Here is a 17,535-nt window from a genome sequence, read left to right on the forward strand (position 1 = left end):
GGACGCTTCTTGAACTCGGGCGACGCGTCGATGGACGCCCATACACCGGTCGTTCTCGAACTTCTCGTGCAGGAGGCACCCCCCGGCCGCTTCGAGGAGCTGCTGTGGACGGCCCGTCAGGACGACCTCACCGCCGCACAGTTCGGCCGGCTCGAACACGCCGTCCGGCTGGCCCTGGAGGTGCGGGCCGCCGCCGACCAACGGCGCAGGCGGGAGGCGTCGCTGGCGTCCCTGGTCGCCACCGCCCGCGACCTGGCCTACCAGCCCGACCTGGACTCCCTGCTGAACGTCATCACCGGCCATTCGCGGCGGCTGCTCGACTTCGACATGGCGTACGTCAGCCTGCGGCTGCCCCAGGGCGGCTCCTACGTCCACCGCTCGGACGGTGAGACCACCGCGCTCAGCGAGGGATTGTCGCTCGGCCAGGGCCTGGGCCTCGGTGAGCAGGCGCAGGGCCGCCAGGCGCCGTTCTGGACCTCCGACTACCTCACCGACGACCGCTTCCCGCACTCCGCGGAGATCGACGCGGTGGTGGGGGCCGAGGGCCTGCGCGCGATCCTCGCGGTGCCGATGACCCACGGCGACGTGGTGGTCGGCGCGCTCTACGGCGCCGCCCGCCAGCGCCGCCACTTCACCCCGGACGAGGTCGGCCTGCTCCGCTCGTTCGCCGACATGGCCGCCGCGGCGATCGAGGCCACCCGGCGGGCGGACCGCCTGCGGGCCGAACTGGCCGACGCGCGGGAGGCCGCCGCCCGCACCGACACCGCCCTGGCCTGCACCCGCCTGGTCGCCCGGACCCAGAGCGAGTTCGCCGACCGGGTGCTCGGCGGCGCCGAGCCGCACGACATCGTCCGGGCCGTCGGGGACGCCCTCGACGGCACCCTCGTCCTGCGGGACGCGTCCGGGCAGATCCTGGCCTGCACCGGAGAACTCCCCCGCCTGGACGAGGCGGTGGCGGTCAAGGCGCTCGTGGACTCGCACGCCGCCGGCGCGCCGATCGCGGTGACCGACACCGTCTGGGCGACCCACGTCACCACCGGGGTCGCGGGCCCGTGCGTGCTGCTGTTCCAGGCGAGGTCCCCGCTGACCGAGGAGGGCAGACAGCTGCTCTACTCCACCGGGCAGGCCGTCGCGCTCGTCCTGCTGCTGCGGCACAGCGTGTCGGCCGCGGCCGGGCCCGCCCGTGACGAGTACCTGGACGACCTGCTGGCCAGCACACCGCAGTCGAGCCGGCGCCTGAGCGCGCGCGCCCGCCGGCTCGGCATCGACCCGGCCGGCCGGCACGTCGTGGTGGTGCTGCGTCCCGAGGGCGGCAGACAGGGCGAGGCCGCCGTCTGGGCCTCCTCCTACGCCTACCGGCACGGCGGGCTCAAGACCGTCAGCGGGGAACTGCTGGTGCTGCTCCTGCCGGGCACGGACGCCTCGGCCGCCGCCCGCGCGGCCTCCAACGAGCTGTCACCCCTGCTCGGCCACGCCGTCTCGGCGGGGGCGGCGGGGCCGGCCCAGGACCTGGTGTCGGTCGGCAAGCTCTACCAGGAGGCCCGGCGCTGCCTCGACACCCTGATCGCCCTCGGGGGCATCGGCGGCACGGCGTCGGCATCGGACCTGGGCTTCCTCGGGCTGCTGCTCTCCGACGAACGCGACGCCGGCGCCTTCATCACCTCGGCGGTCGGCGCCGTCATCGACTACGACACCCAGCGGGGCACCGACCTCGTGCAGACCCTGGAGGCCTACTTCACCTCGGGGGGCAGCCCGACCCGGGCCGCCCAGCAGCTGCACGTGCACACCAACACCGTCTCCCGGCGGCTGGACCGGATCACCGAACTGCTCGGCCCGGACTGGCAGCAGCCCGGCGGCGCGCTGGAGATCCAGCTGGCCCTGCGCCTCCACCGGGCCCGCGGCGCGGTCTACCCGGGAACGGAACGGTAGGACCCGCCCGCCGGGACCGGCGCGGTGGACCGGACCGCACCCGGTCCACCGGCCGTCGTGCGGTCAGGCCGAACGCGGGGCGGGGTACTCGGCCGGGCTCCCGCCGACCCCCGCCATCGCGGTGACCGCGTGGGCCGCGGAGGCGAGCGAGATGTGCCGGTGCCAGCCCCGGAACGAGCGGCCCTCGAAGTCCCGCAGGCCGACCTCCTCGCCGACCCCGGTCAGGTCCCGGCACGCCCGCCCGGCCAGCTTGGTCAGCCGCAGCAGCGCGCCCGCGGGGGCCGACGCCAGATTGGTGACCCACAGCGCCACCGGCGAGCTGTCCGGGTCCACCCACTCGCCGAGCAGCAGCAGGTCACGGTCGCGGTCGCCGTCACCGGAGCCGGGGCGGCGGGCCCGGCCGGAGCCGTCCGCCGGACCGACCCGGACCGCGACGGTGAGCGACCCGCCCGCCCCGGTCGGCCCGCCCCACGTACTGCGCCGGCGCAAGCCCTTGACCGAGGCCAGGATCCGCTGCGCGGCGAGCGGTCCGCCGCCGTACCCGGGCAGGGCCGGGTCACGGACCTCCAGCCGGGACGTACCGCTGACCCGGGCGACCACCGGCAGACCGGCCGCCGTGAACCGGTCGACGGTGGCCGCGACCCGGTCGACGTAGGTGTTCAGCACCACCGGCCGCGCCGGCACCCGCCAGCTGCCGACCGACTCCGTGAAGGCGGCGACCGCGCAGTCCGGCAGCGTCTCCTCGGCGATCCCCTCCGGGATCTCGGCCCGGCGCCGCCTGAGGTCGTCCCGCAGCCAGGACCCGGGCAGGAACAGCCGCCAGTGCACGGGGACGGTCAGCAGCTCGGAGGCGTAGAAGACCCCGAACGCCTGCTGGCCGTGGAAGCTCTGGCCCTGGCACTGGTCGAACCCCTGCTCCACCCCCACCGACTGGTCGCCGGCCTTGGGGATCGGCATCGGGCCCACCACCCAGGCCTGTGGCGCCGCCGTCCGCGCGAGGTGACGGGCCAACGCCTCCCGCATCGGCATCCAGTCCCAGGTGGAACTGCTGATGAAGTGGTGCAGGCTCTGCTCGGCGGCGGGGCCGCCGACATGGGCGGCGATGTTGCGGATGGACTTGCGCCCGCGCGCCTGCAGGAGCCCCCGCAGGTACTGCTCGCCCTTCTGACGCTGGTCGCGTCGCGTGAGCGAGGCGAAGAGCGCGCCGGCCAGCTCACCGGTCGCCGCCTCCCACACGTCACCCGGCCCACCCGCCGGGTGACGCCGCTGCGGCAGGTACAGCTCCGACCCGGCCCCACTCTCGCCGAACGGCACGATCACGACTTGCCCCCTTCGATGACCCGGCGGCCTCCGGTCGCCGCCCTGTCAAGACTGACGGCCCGACGGCCCGCTGGGGAGGTGGGCCGGCCCCCTCACCGCAGCTGTCAAGGGTCGCTCGGGCACCATCAGGGGCGCCGCCGGGCGCGAACCCGGAGCACCGGTGCGCCCCCACCCTCCCCGAGCGGGTGCCGGGCCACCCTCCGAACGGTCGGAGGGGTGGACCGTCCCCGGTCCGCGCGGCCCCGCGGACCGCGCGGAACCCCGGTGGGGGCCGCTGTTAGCCTGGCTGACATGATCATGCGGGGGTTCAAACGACGGGTGCCCGGCGAGCCGGCGTCCGGTCCGCAACGCGCTCTCATCATCGCCAGCTTCGTCAGCAGGGTCGGCAACGGCCTCTTCAACACCGCCGCCGTCTTCAGCACCACGCCGCCCGCGTCACCGACGCCGAGCTGGAGCGCGGCTTCGCCCAGGCATGAAAGCCCCGGGCCGGCCGCGGTGTCCCCCGCCCGCGACCGGCCCGGGGCTCAACCCCTCGTCCTGTTTCCCTGATCACGCTGGAGAATCCGCATGGCCACCCCTGCCCGCACCCGAGTGCCCGACCCCGTCCAGGCCGCCCGCCCTCGCCCTGCCCGAGCGGCTGGCCGCCCCGCACCTGGTCGACATCGCCAAGCCCGGCGTGGAGGGCCTGGCCCTGTGGCTGGCCAGTCGCGGCGCCGACGTCACCGGCAGCATCGACCCCGCCGACCAGGCCAGCGCGGTGGTCGAGCAGCTGACAGCAGCCGAAGTGAAGGTCACCGTCGGATTCGAAGCCAGCCACGTCCGCGAGGACCGCTCGTGCGTGGTGTGGTCCGGAGTCGTTATCGGCCCTCACCCCGAACTCGACCAAGCGCAGCAGCTTCAGGTGCCGGTTCTGGCCCGCGGACACGCACTGGCCGAGGTGTGCGCGCAGGCCGGGCGTACGACGGTGGCGGTGAGCGGCAGCCACAGCACCACGACCGCAGCGGCCGTGCTGGCGGCGGCGCTCGACGACGGCAACACGGGCTGGATCCTCAACGCCCAGGCCCGGAACCGGACCGCCGGGCACGGCGGCGAGGTCCGGCTGGTGGTGGACCGACGACGTGCTCGACGCCATCGCCGCCTCCACGACCGCAGCGCTGGAGGCCCCGGTGCACCGGGTGTGCTCCGGTCCCTGCGAGCCCGGCCCCGAGCAGACGATCCACGCCGTCACCGCGCCCGGCGACCTCGTCCTCGTGATCGGTGCGGACCAGGCCGCCCGACTCGGTCCCCGCCTGCTGTTCCACCTCTCCACGCCCGGCACCCCCATCCCCCAACAGCTGTGACTCGCCCTCCTGGAGGCGCTGCCGTGAACCCCCATCTGCCCCTGCCCGCCCTCACCTCTCACGAGGCCCTGCTGGTCGCCCTCATCGTTGCCGGTACCGACCACGGCCGGATCGGTGCCGACCCCGAGGCCGGCCTGTTCGGAGCCGACGTCGGTGCCGCCATCGCGGCGCTGCTGGTCAAGACGGGGTGCCGCACCGTGCAGCAGCTCGCCGCCTGGTCCGGCGCTCCATCGGATCGTCACCGACACCGTCGAGCCCTGCGCCGCGCTCGCGGTGCGGCCCCGGCTCACCAGGCGCCAGCAGCAGATCCTCGACGGCTGGCCGTCGGGCGCTCCATCCCGGAGCTGACCGCCGATTTCGGCATAGCGCCGACCACAATGCGCACCTACATCAAGACGTTGCTCTCCCAACTGGGCGTCGGAAGCCAGGTCCAGGCGAGCCTCGTCGGTGTCCTGTCCGGGCTGACCGTGCTCAGCGCCATAGATCCGTCCTGGCCTGCCGAACCCCTGCGCCGGGCCGCGGCCTCCAACCCACTGGCCGCGTGAGCACCCGGCGCATAGAGCGGGCCGCGCGGTGGTGGGGGTGGCTGCTTCCTACTCGGCCTCCAGGTCGGCGCCGCCGCCCTGTACCTCGTCCAGCACCGTGTCGAGGTCCGCCAGCAGCTGTACCTGGGGATCTTCGCCCTCGCCTCGCTCACCGCCCTCGCCACCGTGGACCGCCTCGTCAACTACCGCGCTCACGCGGCGACTCGCTCCGACACCGGCGGCGACCGGCACCCACCGGCCGCCTGATCGATGGACCCCGCACCAAACGCATGGCGGCCGTTCGGGCCAGGGCCGCACTCCAACGACGCGAAAGAGCTGATGAGCACGCCACCACTACCCGTCGGCGACACCCTGGCGAGCCGGGATCTGGACCGCCATCTGCGCGACCGCTGCGCCATCGTGGTCGACACGGCCGTCCTCGCCGACCTGCCGCGCACCGGGCTGTCCGGCGGCGACCCCGTGCTGCTGAGCACAGGCCGCCCCGGCCCGAGGCGGTCTCCCGATGAGATATGTCGAAGCCCCCAGCGGTTCGATCCCGATGGCGCGCCGTCGGTCTACCTGGCCGGGCAGAGCATCGGCTGCCCGGACTGGCAGAGCGAGACGGCCGATCTGCTCGCCGCCGCGCGCTTCGACCGCACCGTCCTCAACCCTCGGCCGTCGCGCAACCCCACTGTCGACCCCTATGCGATGCGACGTGGGTGCCGTTCGGCTGGCAGGACCGCACCATTCGCCTGGCCGACGTCGTCCTGTTCTGGCGGCCGATCGGCCCGCTACGGATCCAGGATCTCTACGAGTCTCACCTCTTTAGGCCGGTCGAAGAGCGCCGTCGTCGTCGGCTGCGACACTGCCGACCCCGCCCGGTCCGCGACCCGCGCCGCGCTACTCGAGTGCATCCCGTGGCTGCCCGTCGAGGAGACACTCGCCGCCACCGTCACCCTCGCCCGTCTCAGCGTGCCGGTCACCGCCCGGCCCTGATCTTCCACTCCCACCCACGTCGGGAACCCCATGCCCCGTATCCCCACCGCCGCACTCATCAGCGCCCGCGATGAGTGCGGCGCCATCGGCAACCGCCGCTGGCAGGCCCGGTCCGTGGCTACGTCTCCCAGGTGCTCGGCCGCCCGGACGTGTCCACCCGTGGTCGGCCCGGCGGCTCCGGCATGCGCCGCACGGCGCCTGAGCTCAGTAGTCGTACCGAAGCTTGATCGCTGCTTCGAGATCCTCGCGCTTGAAATCGAGCGCGGACGCGAGGACATGCATGCCCAGCCGTGGCGGCACGGCATTGCCGATCTGCTGGGCGATTACGCTTCGCACACCGGGCGCGTCGACGTCGTCACCGTTCTGTCGGCGCCACGGATAGTCACGGGGAAAGGTCTGGAGCACACCCAGCTCTGAGAGGGAGAACGCGCCCAGATCCCGGCCATGCCACTCGAGTTTGTTGCGCGAACCCTTGCCGGTCACGGTGGCGGAAGGCTCGTCGTACCGGCGTCGCCCTCGGTCCTTCGGGTTACCACCGGTACCGTAGTTGGAGATCACCTCGAAGCGGTCCGTTCGCCCCAGCGCCTCCCGCATCGTCACCCAGGGGAGACGGGACGAATCTCCCGAATTCCGGTCCGTCCCCTTCGCATAACGTCGGTGAGAGGGCTTGGGAAGCTTCGGCTCCCCCTCGAGCCGGGCACCATCGCCCGCCCATCGGGCGATCAGAATGGCGCGACGGCGGGTCTGGGGAACCCCGAACTCCTCGGTGTGGAGGATTTCCGGGTCTGCCACCGTGTAGCCCTTGGCCTTCAGGATCTCGCCGAACGCCCGCCAGACCGGGAGTACCGCGCGTACCTGCTCTAGCACGATCGCCTGGTAAGGACGTCCGTCGATGAGTGCTTCAAGCGCCCACCGCAGCGGTTCCAGGACCAACCCGGTACGTTCGTCACTGAGCTGCTTGAGATCGTCGCGAATCGCCGCGAACTCCTCGTTGTGCTGCCCGGGCTGCACCGCGGCGTAGCGATTCGCGAATTCGAGAACCTTATCAAGCGCTGCCCTGCCCTCACCGTTCCCGGCGACGGTGAAGGTCTGGCACGGCGGGCCGCCTACCAGCACATTGGCGTCCTCGAAATCGCTCGGCTTGAACTCGCGCACGTCCCGGGTTTTCGTCGGCAGACCGGCCGCCGTGCGTGTAGCAGACGCATCCTCGTCCAATTCGATGCCCGTGACCACCGGAAGGCCGAGCGCCTGCGCTGCCACGTCCAGCCCTCCCGGGCCGGCGAACAGGTCGATGATCTTGAAGGGCGCAGACACGCGGTTTCCTTGCGGGGTGGGGGTACGGGAGAGCCTCGGTTCGTGCCGCTCTCCCGCGTCACGGACTCGGGTCGACCCCTATGCTAGCCGGCGAAATCGCTCCTTCGAACCTGCCGGTGTGTAGGTGGACCTATACTCCCCCGCCGACCTCAAGGGCGCGGGCAATCGCGCGACCCACGGCCTCCGCCACCGGTGGCGGCAGAGCATGGCCGACCTGCCGGTACTCGGCGGTCTTCCCGCCTGCCAGCTGCCAGTCGGCCGGGATCGCCTGGATCATCGCCGCCTGCCTCACCGTGAGCTTGGGATACCCGTCCGCCGGGAAGCCGGCACTCGGAGGATCGTTAGCGAGGCTGTTGCCGTCCACCCCTAGAGCGGCCCAGGCTCGTTTGCTCCCGGTGGGACCGAGGTCTGCCCCTCCTCGGTTCTCCGAGCCGCCCACGAGCGAGGGCGCCACGCGATCCGCTCGGGCGGACCAGGTGTCGGCACCGGGCCAACCGTGGCTGGCCATGGAAGCCCCAAGTACGTCACCGACGGTCGGCGCGGGCCTGCCGATGGGCTCCGGCCAGAAGAAGCCGGGACTGAAAGGCTCAAGGAGAGCGACGAGAAATCCACTCTTCCGGTGCTGGGGCACACCGAAGTCCGCGGCGTCGAGCACCGCCCAGTTCGAATGGTAACCGGCGTGCACCAGCTCGGCTTCGATCCAAGCACGGTCGGCGGCGAAATCCGGACTTGCGACGAGGTCGGCGAGGTTCTCGAGGAGAACCGCCTTGGGTCGGACTAGGGCCACCAGTCTCAATGCGGCTTCGAGCACCTTGCGTGGTTCCTCGTCGTCGGCCCTCCGCACTGCGGCTGCCGATTTGATTCGAGGCAGGCCACCGCTGAGCAGGTCCACCTCTAGCGCCTCCGGGTGCTCCAGAGGGTCGAAGTCCCCGATCTCGTTGCAGCGCACGTCCCAGTGGGGGCGGTTGAGGGATATGGTCGCGCACGCCTTGGGGCTGCGGTCGAGTAGGAGGATCGGTTCGAAGCCCGCGCGCTCGAGACCGAGTGCCTGGGCTCCGGACCCGGCACAGATCTCCAGTGAGGTGAGCCGTGACGACACTTCACGGGGAGCATCACTCGCCGGCCGGGCCTTGGACTGTGTGTGCGCCGGAACGGGCGCGGAGGCCCGATCCGATGCTCCTGGCGATGGAGGTGCCGGGGAGGACGCTCGTAGCAGTGCGGTCACCGATTCATGAGCGACGGCCCGCATTTCCTCATCGAGCGCCCGCTCCTCGATTCCATCGAAGAGGACGAACGGGGCGAGCCGCAGCATTCTCTTGAGAAAGTCACGCAGAGTGTCGCGTTCGTTCAGGCCTCGCAGGTCGAGTCCGTTCCAGACCCGCAGGATGGCCTTGACCGTGTGCGGGCTTCCACCGAGCGCTGCTCGGCGAGCATAGATCTGGTCGAATGCGGCCTCGCCGAGGATTCCGAGCGCGCCGTAGGGCTCCGGGTCGCCAGAGGAATGGACGAGTTGGGCCCGCCACCACAGACGACCGAAGACATGACGAGTGAGGTCGGTGCCGAGTATGCGGTCTCTGGGCGGTTCGGGGTAGCGCCAATAGGCCACGTCCGGCAGCAGGACCAAGGCCAGGAAGGCCCACACGTCCCGTGCAGCGGCTTCGGCGGGGACCAGCCCCATCTCCGAGTGCAACAGCGCCGCGAGTCGGATGTCGAACTCGGCGTTCCGCGCGCGACCGGCCGGCTCTGGAAAGCCGGCATCCGCGGCGAGATCCAGCACCAGGCCACGCAGCCGGCTGAGCCGGGCCTCGGAAATCCGGTCGCCTCCAGTCGCGACGTAGACCGCGGAGTCGTGGGACGTGGCCACCCGCTTCGTAAGTTGGGCAAGCGGGAGCTGGCAGTATTCGTCGAACAGGCGTCGAGCCTGGCCGGAAAGCAGCCGGGGGTAGAGATTGCTCATCGCGACACCTCGAAGATCTTCACGGCTTCCTGTATTTCCGAGGCGAACAGGCTCGGTGACTGATATCGGCGCAACCTCGTGTCACTGATCGAGCGACCGGGAAACAACTGATCGAACAGCGCCGTCAGGGTCTCGCCGAGCGACTCGGCCGGGAAGTCGGCGCCATCGACGAACTCGTCGAGTGACAGCGCGTGTTCGATCATGGTCCGCGCGGTGTCCGCGTACACCGCGGACAGCACGACCCTGTCGATGTCTCGCGGCTTGCCGGCGTTTTCGAAGGCCGTGGCGACGGCCGTGTTCCGCTCATTGACCAGCAGAAGAAGCGAGCCCATGGTCGCGCTCTCCAGGTTGCCGCTGATCTGCAGATGCCAAGCCGCACCGTCTGGAAAGGAGGTCCGCCCGAAGTCGATCACTGCCATCGGGAATTGCGGTGCGTCGCCCTGAAGCCGCAGGGCCGAGCGGTCACTCCACAGGACCGATCCGGCGCGGCGTGGCGAGGACGGCCGGCCGTCGCTTCGGTGTTCAGCGAGTAGGAGGGCGGTATCCACGAGGAGGAGTCCACCCAGATCGGATCCTCGAAGCCGGACGTCGAGCGAGACGGTGACCGATCCGCCGCCTGTCAGGCGGACGTGCTGGGCCGGGCCGCTGAGGTTGGAGCCGGTGGCCGTCCAAACGGCGGCGAGCATGAGCACGGCTTCGGGCGGGAGTCCTGCCTGGGAGCGTGCTCGATCCTGGTCGATCCGGATGGTTCTACGCAGGTGCAGATCCATCTGGTAGTCCCAGTCGGGCAGGGCCTCGGGCATGGGAATGTGGCCGTCGTCGGTGATCAGGTCCCAGGGGTCGACCTGGACGACGTCTTCGGACGGAATTCGATACGGGAGTGCCCGACGGCTCACTGGGCTCTCACCGCCTCGACCTTGATGTCGATCTCGGTCATGGTGTCCGGAGCGGGACGGACCACAGCTCGCCAGACGACGTCACTTCCGTCGATTTCGAACGACGGGTCGGTGTGGAGGCGTCCCGTAGCGTCCTGCCAGCCGACGAGCTCGGGCATCCGCGCGTCCAGGGGCGGGTCCAACTCTCGTCCGCCGCTGCCCGGCAAAGTGACCGCCAGGTCGACGCGAACTCGCTGGCGCCCGGGTACGGGCAACATGAACTCCTGCACGAGGACTGCGGTGTCGGAACCGTCGTCGTAGTAGGGATCGCCGAGATACTTCACGCGGGGGCGACGGCGAGAGGAACCGCCTCCGGGAGCGGCTACTCCGTGGCCGTGCGCGGCACCCGGATCGGGATCACCGCTTTCCGCGCCGGACTCCCCTGACGCCGGGTGAGTAGTCGCGGAACCGGTAGTCGCCGGGGGGCGGCCTGAGTCGACCGGTTCGAGGAGCTCGTGCTCGTCGACCTCCGAGGCACGCGAAGAGGGGGTCGCCGTGCTGCCGGGTCTGCGGTAGTCCGTTGCTCCGCCGATTCCCCAAGCGCCTCCCACAAGCCCTGCGAAGAGCGAGCTGGCCGCTCCCAGTGCCACCTTGGCGGCACCGGGGCGGGCGGTCCCTCCGAGTGCGAGCAGCCCGTCGATCTGTTCCTGAATGCGCCGGAACGTCGTCCGGACGAAGGTGCTATCGGGGTAGTCGAGTGACTGAGGATGCCAGGAGTCGTGCGTCGGTGGCTCGGCCCTCGCGTATGCGTCGTCCATGTCCGGGTCTCCCCGGAATACTCCGGCATAGCCCTGGTTCACGCTCGGTGGCTTGGGTCCGGGGTGGTAGGTGACGACCAATTCGGCGGGCCGCATGAGGCAGACGTGATGGACGAGGTCTTCCATCCCGAGCAGTCGGGAGGCGCTGCTGGGTTCCAGGGGCGGGATGATCCGGGTGACCAGGCCGAGCCTGCCGAGGTGCTTCTTGGGTTTGCGGCACTCGATGTCGGTACCGTTCGGGCCGATCATGGCCTCGTAAGCGGCGACGAACATGTCGAGTGGGCGTGTCTGCCGCGGGTCGGGGACCGGATGATCCCGGCCGTCGCAAACGACGGTGAAACGCATCGCGGGCTGTCCGGTACCGGTAGCGATCATCTTCGGCCACAGATGCCAGGTCACGGTCTCTGCGAGGTAGTCTGCCGCGGCCGCGGGCTCGAGGTCCTCAAGGTAAGGGTCTACGACCACGATCGTGGTGCCCGTCTCGTCGGGACCGAACGGCTTGAGACCGAGGCGTCGGGCCGTGGCCTCGGCTTCGGCCCCCACGAGGGGTTCGACGACCGGGCCCGAGGAATCGCCCCACCAATGCCTGCCGGTGTACCGACGTTCGCCGGCGGGCCCAGGGGCGACGTAGCTCTTCCACAGGGCACAACCGATGAGCCTGGTCTCGTACCCTCCCTCGTCGGTCCGGCAACGCGTGTGTACCAGGATCGTGCCGCATCTGGAAAGCAGGTAGAAGATGCCCTTGCCGAAACCGTAAGTGCCGCCACCGAGAGCCGTATTACGCGGTTCGCCGATGTTGCGGATGAACGAAACGAAATCTCGGTCGTCGCCGATCGCGTCATCGGCTCTGGTGGGTCCACCGAGACCTCGGGTGCCCCGGTCGGAGATCGCCAGCACTCGAATCACGCCACGCATCAGCGACTCCCGCAGCGGGAGATGGGCGCTCATCGGTGCCCCGCCCAGAAGCAGGTCACGCCACTCGCGTACGTGTGCGGGGCCGACCGTCCCCAGGTCGATTCGATAGTCGACCGGTTCGGGGGAGCCTTCCAGGCGCGCGTCCCAACTGTTCTGCGCGGACTCCCGCACCAAGATGGTGAGAAGGTCGAGTTCGGGGCGTCCGAGCTGGTTACGGATGCCTTCGGCCGCGCTTGCGCCTTCCGGAGGGAACGGCTGGGACAACCAGCGGGGCTCCGTCACACGGACTCCTGGATCATGGTGTTGATCACCTCGGACACGGTGTCGTGCGTCAACGGCACGGGATGTTCTCCGGACAGGTCGATCGTGTACTCGACCTCCAGAACCGTCACCGGCACGCCTGCCGCCGCGAGGGCTTGGCTCGTCAATCCGGGGAACTCGGCATCGACTCGATACCACGTCTCCTCGGTGATCACGAAGCGCACATCCCGGTAGTGATCGCCGTGGGAGGGGTGGAAGCCGGCCGAAGCGAGCAGTTCGAGTAGCGCGCTCTCGTCGTCGCAGAGCCGAAGCGCCCGTTCGATCGACTCGATGAATCCGGTGCCCAGGCCGTCTGCGGTGGTTCGTTGAAGGCGGAACCACGCCAGGCAAAGGAGACCGTCCGCCGGTGGCTCCAGTTGGTCGAGCCCGTGGATCCGCGGTCTACGTCCCTCCCCGACCGTGGTGGACTTCACCTCGACGGCGGTGGTCGCCGTCGAGAAATCGTGGCTGTGACCACGCGGGCCGCGCCAGAGCCGGTGAGCGCTCGGGTCCTGGCCTAGAAGCCGATTGAGTAGGATCAACTCTCCAAACAGACCGGCAAGTTGCGCTGGGCCCAGCGGCTTGTTCTCTGTACGGAACAGCGCACGCCACCGGTCGAGCACGCGGTATAGGGCCTTGACCGGGGTCTCCGGCATGCTCTCGGCTACGACCAGAACCTCCACGCACAGTTCCGTGAACAGATCGTTGAGGTCACCTCGCAGACATCCGAGATCGGCGTACGTCTGATAGATCTCCTTGTCCCCCAAAGGTCGCTTACGCAGCCGGAGAACAGGACCGTCCAGGCCCGTCCGGACCTTCTGATGCGAGTGGATCGGCACGAGGAGGTGGCGGTGGCCGTCGCGATCGACGCCCACCGCCAAGGGTCCGCCGTCGGTGCTCACGGGGAGCTGGGAGACTCGCAGGCGTCGTTCACCGCTGGCCTGTTCGGTCTCGAGAGCGGTCCAGTGTTGCTCGACGACCTTCCGGAGCGCGCTGTCGGTCATGCGCCTTCACCGTCGAGGAAGCTGTAGTCCTCGTCTTCGATCTGGATCCCGGAGAGGTCGGCCGAGATGTACTTCTCCACCGTGCTGTCCAAGCCCCGCGGCTCGGGGAAGACCAGGCCGACGCCGATGACGTGTTCTTCTGCGTTCAACGGCTCACGCCGCTGCTGCTTGGACGGGTCGGGCGTCGAGACCTTGTCGATCGGGTAGAGGACCAGCAGGCCGTGGTCGGGGAACTGACGCATCCGCTCGGCCTTGATCTCCTGCTCCGCGAGCTTGGCCGTGTCGCCCACCAGGTCGACGGCGGCGTCGCGGCGGCTCATCAGCGTCTTGATGTCGGCGAAGTCGGGCGTGGGGCTGGTGGTGGTGACGCGGGCGCGGCTGATCCGGCCGACCGTTACGCCTTCTGCGAAGGTCAGAGGCTTGTCCTCGGTACCACGGGGGTGGCCGACGATCGCGATGTTCCACCTGCCCAGCGAGCCGGCCGTACGGACTCGCTTCCTGATGTAGCCCGTGATCAGGTCGCCGTCGTTCTCCTGGGACTTCTCATGGAACTGATACGACGCCAGGAAGTCGGTCACGAGCTCGTGCGGCACGTCGCGGAGGATGTAGCGACCGTCCTCAGGGCGTTCCTCCATCCGCACCGAATGTGTCTTGGCCGCGGTCACGAGCGTCCGGGCGGCAGCGAGATTGCCCCTCAGCCATTCGGCATTGGTGTGAAAGTAATGGGTCTGAACGCGCTTCCCGCCGTAAGAGGAGGCGGCCATGACGGCGCCCCGCATCTTGGCGGCCGCGGTGACACGCATCGCCGGATGCGTACGAAGACGCACGGCGAAGGTGAGCGGTGTCTCGGCCTCGGTCATGTAGACGTCGATATCTCGACGCATCTCGGTCTCGACGGTGGCGATGTGACGGAACCACCCGGCGAGCTCGTCGGTCATCCAGATCCGCGGAAGGTCCGCGTATCCGTTTCGGAACCCGAACCAGCGTCCCATCTGCAGGAGCGTGTCGTACGCCGACACCGAGCGGACGAAGTAGCTGACCGACAGGCCTTCGAGGGTAAGTCCCCTGGAAAGGGTGTTACCGCCCACTGCGATCGCCACGACCGGACCGTTCTCATAGTCCAGTCGGGCTTCACTGCTGGAGTTGTCCATAATGATCCGGCAGCTCGCGAGGACGCCCGGAAGTTCCGGAAGAAGTCGGTCGAATGCCACCTTCGTCTCGTGAAACTCATCGGCTGCGACGCGGGCGGTCTCTCGGTCCCACAGCCCGCGCAGCCGAGCGACGAAATCGGGATCCGCCAGGGCCTCCGCAGACCGATCGCGCAGTCGCTCGAGCGGCCACTCGAAGCTGTTGTGTACCGCCGTGTTGACGCTGGTGTGGATCAACATCGTGTTGTGCGGATTCCCCCTGTCGCGCACGCGTCGAGCGGCCGTGGCAAGCCAGAAGTATTCGACGGCCTCACGAAGGGAGTCGGTGATAACCGGCTCGAAGCCGTCGACGTCCGCCTTCGTGGCGGGACGCACGTACGGCACGTCTTCTTCGGGGATCGACCGAATCATGTCGTGCCCGTCGTCGACCTGCTCCGGATCCTCACCGTCGAGCGCATAGCGCCCGAACAGAACCTCCGTACCGAAATGACCGGTTGGCTTCGGCAGATTGACCACGAAGTCCTTCGGGTAAAGGTCCTCGGCGCTCGGATCGATCAGCAGGTTGGCGAACGGGGACGCGGTGTAGCCGAGGTACGCACACTTCGGCAGACTCTCCATGATGCTCAAGATCAGCGGGTTGATCGACTTCGTCGCCACGGTCGCCTGATCGGCCTCGTCATCGATGATCAGCGCCGGGCAATCCTGCAGGTACTCCGACGCCTGATCGAGCCAACGAGCGAGCTTGCGCAGCACCGCTGCATTCTTCTTCACCACGCACAGCACATGCGTCTTGTTGCTCTTGCCGAAATACGAGGCCGGGTTCTCCTGCGGAGTGAAGTCCTTGTCGGGCCCCGTTAGCTGGGACCACAAGGTTGGATTCGGCTCCACGAGCTGCTGAATCAGTCGCGCCTGGGTCTGGCGACGAAGGCCGTTGTGGACGCCCGCGAGGACGATGAACAGCTTGTAGCCACGGTCTGCAGCCTTCGCCACGACCGACGTGAAATTGGTCGTCTTGCCGGACTGCACGTAACCGACGACAAGACCGCGCGTGGAGAAGGCCCTCTCCCGCGGATGGTTGAGCAACGACACGATGCGGTAAGAGGAGTCATCGAGACTCTTGACCGCCGGCTCCGGCCATCCGTCCTTACGAAGCAGGGCCTCGATCGCCGGCCAACACTTGTCCTTGGGCTGCGAGCCCGTGTACCAGGTTTCGCGAGTCCCGTCCTCTACGACATGGGGTTCCTCGAGCTCCCTGACACGAATCGCATCCCGTTCGTGCCGGTCTCGGATTTGCTGGATAACATCGGGGCCGATACCGAACTGCTCCAGCCGCTTAATCGAGTCTGCCGGAGTGAACGTGTCAAGAAGCGCCTTGAACGTGTCGTACATTCCGTCGAATTCATCGGTCATAGCAGTCGACCGTTCCCCGATCTCGTTCGATAAGGTCAATATTATTCGAAGTCCGCGCCGTCGCGCTCTTACCGCACCGGAAAAAAACGCTAGTGTTCTTCACAGGCTGCTCCTCTCGGCTTCAGCGGCTAGACCGCGCGCATTCCGACCCGCAGCGGAGCGCAAGCCCGAGGACCGTGGCGTATTCATCAGCGATACCGCTGCCGGGGTGATGGCCAAGGCCATCACCCCGTCGTTCAGGCCGATTACGACCAGCCCGTCGACCTCTTCAACGGAAAGCGCCGGGGAACGAACGGGAATGACCCGCACCGCATGGGAGACGAAGGGATCCCAGAGCCGGACCGTGTGGTCGTTTCCCGCAGTCACCAGAAGGGTCCGATCACCCGTCACGACCGCCCGGACAGCCGTGACCCGGCTTGTGTGGCCCTCGTGAACGGAAACCGCATCGCCGGTCTCGGGGTCCCACAGACGAACCGTGCGATCGTCGCCGGCGGAAGCGAGCAAAGTGCGATCGCCCAGCGGCACGGCACACACGGCGTTAACCGCCTTGGTGTGGCCTTCGAAGGTCCACCGCATGTTGCCGGATTCCAGGTCCCAAAGGCGAATCACCGTCCCGCCGCCGACCGCGGCGAGGCGCTCGCCTGCAGCCGCGAGCAGGGTGCGACCACCCGTCGAGAGTGCGCATACCGCGCTGAACGACCCGGTTTCGCTGTCGAAGGTCCGCGAGGACTCGACGGCCTCGGGGTCCCACAGGCGAACGGTTCGGTCGTCGCCAGCAGTGGCGAGCAGAGTCCGATCACCGATCGGGACCTCGCATACTGCATTGATTCCGTCCGGGTGTCCTTCAAAGCTATGCAGAATCTCACCGGTACCGGCATCCCGAAGACGGATCGTGTGATCGCCGGCCGTGACGAGCAGACTGCGATCACTCGTGGACAGGGCGCAGAGGGCTCTAATCCGGCCGGTGCGACCTTCCAGGGTTCGCCGTACGACGCCGGACTCCGGATCCCACAACTGAACGCCGGCGTCGTGTCCGGCGGTCACGACCAGCGGCCGGCCTCCCACCGAGACGGCACACACCGCCGACACCCGGCCGGTAGGGCCCCCGAGTCCGCCGGAAACCGCTCCGACCTCCGGATCCCACACACGAACCATGGAATCATCACCGGCCGTCACGATCAGTGGCTGACCCCCCACCGAGACGGCACACGCTGCCAACACCCGATCGGTATGGCCCTCAAGCCCCCCACACGCCACACCGGCCTCCGGATCCCACATGCGAACCATGGAATCATCACCGGCCGTCACGAGAAGCGACCGGCCCCCCACCGAGACGGCACACACGGCGTTGACCCAACCGTCGTGCCCCTCGAGTACGTGCACCGACTCGCCCGACTTCGGGTCCCACACGCGAACCGTGGAGTCGTCACCGGCGGTGGCGAGAAGCGGCCGGTCCCCCACGTCGACGGCACACACCGCCAATACCGCACCCGCATGTCCTTCTAGGTATCCGTAACCGGCACCGGACTCCGGATCCCACAAACGAACCACAGAGTCGTTCCCGGCGGTCGCGAGAAGCGTCCGTCCCTCCACCGAGACGGCACACACGGCGTTGACCCAACCGTCGTGCCCCTCGAGTACGTGCACCGACTCGCCCGACTTCGGGTCCCACACGCGAACCGTGG

The 17,535-nt window shown here is 68.9% G+C and carries 14 protein-coding genes and 1 pseudogene; 5 read left to right on the plus strand and 10 right to left on the minus strand.

Annotation, left to right across the window (positions count from 1 at the left end; translation table 11 throughout):
- The first annotated feature begins 9 nt into the window (after positions 1–9).
- Positions 10–1,929, plus strand: a complete 1,920-nt coding sequence (locus tag ACIQTO_RS07365; protein WP_402384078.1) for a helix-turn-helix domain-containing protein — start codon at positions 10–12, stop codon at positions 1,927–1,929.
- Positions 1,930–1,992: 63 nt separating this feature from the next.
- Here the strand turns inward: ACIQTO_RS07365 and ACIQTO_RS07370 are convergent, their stop codons facing one another.
- Positions 1,993–3,249 carry an IS701 family transposase gene (locus tag ACIQTO_RS07370; RefSeq protein WP_402384080.1) on the minus strand — a complete coding sequence of 419 codons (1,257 nt, stop codon included), beginning with the start codon at positions 3,247–3,249 and terminating at the stop codon, positions 1,993–1,995.
- Between the two features lie 472 nt (positions 3,250–3,721).
- Between ACIQTO_RS07370 and ACIQTO_RS07375 the strand changes: the two are divergent.
- A pseudogene (locus ACIQTO_RS07375) lies at positions 3,722–4,138 on the plus strand (hypothetical protein); the annotation flags it as partial.
- An 8-nt stretch (positions 4,139–4,146) separates the two neighbouring features.
- Here the strand turns inward: ACIQTO_RS07375 and ACIQTO_RS07380 are convergent.
- The gene (locus ACIQTO_RS07380; protein WP_402384276.1) at positions 4,147–4,287 is read right to left on the minus strand and encodes a hypothetical protein; all 141 of its coding nucleotides are present in this window, start codon (positions 4,285–4,287) and stop codon (positions 4,147–4,149) included.
- 80 nt (positions 4,288–4,367) lie between these two features.
- On the opposite strand from ACIQTO_RS07380, the gene ACIQTO_RS07385 reads away from it, so the two are divergent.
- Both ACIQTO_RS07385 and ACIQTO_RS07390 read left to right on the plus strand, forming a co-directional pair.
- Positions 4,368–4,589, plus strand: a complete 222-nt coding sequence (locus ACIQTO_RS07385) for a hypothetical protein (RefSeq protein ID WP_402384278.1) — start codon at positions 4,368–4,370, stop codon at positions 4,587–4,589.
- Between the two features lie 23 nt (positions 4,590–4,612).
- Positions 4,613–5,134 carry a hypothetical protein gene (locus ACIQTO_RS07390; protein WP_402384281.1) on the plus strand — a complete coding sequence of 174 codons (522 nt, stop codon included), beginning with the start codon at positions 4,613–4,615 and terminating at the stop codon, positions 5,132–5,134.
- Between the two features lie 48 nt (positions 5,135–5,182).
- Here ACIQTO_RS07390 and ACIQTO_RS07395 read toward each other — a convergent pair whose 3' ends face one another.
- Entirely contained in the window at positions 5,183–5,329 is a 147-nt protein-coding gene (locus ACIQTO_RS07395) for a hypothetical protein (RefSeq protein ID WP_402384083.1), read from the minus strand.
- A gap of 123 nt (positions 5,330–5,452) precedes the next feature.
- Here ACIQTO_RS07395 and ACIQTO_RS07400 point away from each other — a divergent pair, with 123 nt between their 5' ends.
- Complete coding sequence (locus tag ACIQTO_RS07400; protein ID WP_402384086.1) at positions 5,453–6,109, plus strand: hypothetical protein; 657 nt, start codon at positions 5,453–5,455, stop codon at positions 6,107–6,109.
- Positions 6,110–6,313: 204 nt separating this feature from the next.
- Here ACIQTO_RS07400 and ACIQTO_RS07405 read toward each other — a convergent pair whose 3' ends face one another.
- The 7 genes from ACIQTO_RS07405 to ACIQTO_RS07435 form a co-directional block, all read right to left on the minus strand.
- Entirely contained in the window at positions 6,314–7,423 is a 1,110-nt protein-coding gene (locus ACIQTO_RS07405; RefSeq protein ID WP_402384089.1) for a DNA cytosine methyltransferase, read from the minus strand.
- A gap of 130 nt (positions 7,424–7,553) precedes the next feature.
- Positions 7,554–9,380: a DUF6339 family protein gene (locus tag ACIQTO_RS07410; RefSeq protein ID WP_402384092.1), complete on the minus strand. Its 1,827-nt coding sequence runs from the start codon at positions 9,378–9,380 to the stop codon at positions 7,554–7,556.
- Positions 9,377–10,276, minus strand: coding sequence for a hypothetical protein (locus ACIQTO_RS07415; protein WP_402384094.1), 900 nt, complete (start codon positions 10,274–10,276; stop codon positions 9,377–9,379). Before ACIQTO_RS07415 ends, ACIQTO_RS07410 begins: the two co-directional genes overlap by 4 nt.
- The gene (locus ACIQTO_RS07420) at positions 10,273–12,270 is read right to left on the minus strand and encodes a hypothetical protein (protein WP_402384096.1); all 1,998 of its coding nucleotides are present in this window, start codon (positions 12,268–12,270) and stop codon (positions 10,273–10,275) included. Before ACIQTO_RS07420 ends, ACIQTO_RS07415 begins: the two co-directional genes overlap by 4 nt.
- On the minus strand, positions 12,267–13,292 hold the full coding sequence (locus ACIQTO_RS07425) for a PD-(D/E)XK motif protein (protein ID WP_402384099.1): 1,026 nt from the start codon (positions 13,290–13,292) through the stop codon (positions 12,267–12,269). The genes ACIQTO_RS07420 and ACIQTO_RS07425 overlap by 4 nt, the downstream gene beginning before the upstream one ends.
- The gene (locus ACIQTO_RS07430) at positions 13,289–15,850 is read right to left on the minus strand and encodes a Z1 domain-containing protein (RefSeq protein ID WP_402384101.1); all 2,562 of its coding nucleotides are present in this window, start codon (positions 15,848–15,850) and stop codon (positions 13,289–13,291) included. The genes ACIQTO_RS07425 and ACIQTO_RS07430 overlap by 4 nt, the downstream gene beginning before the upstream one ends.
- Positions 15,851–15,949: 99 nt before the next feature.
- The coding region (locus tag ACIQTO_RS07435; RefSeq protein ID WP_402384104.1) for a WD40 repeat domain-containing protein at positions 15,950–17,535 on the minus strand (1,586 nt) is incomplete at its 5' end.

Source organism: Kitasatospora sp. NPDC091207 (assembly GCF_044768625.1).
Classification (GTDB): domain Bacteria; phylum Actinomycetota; class Actinomycetes; order Streptomycetales; family Streptomycetaceae; genus Kitasatospora.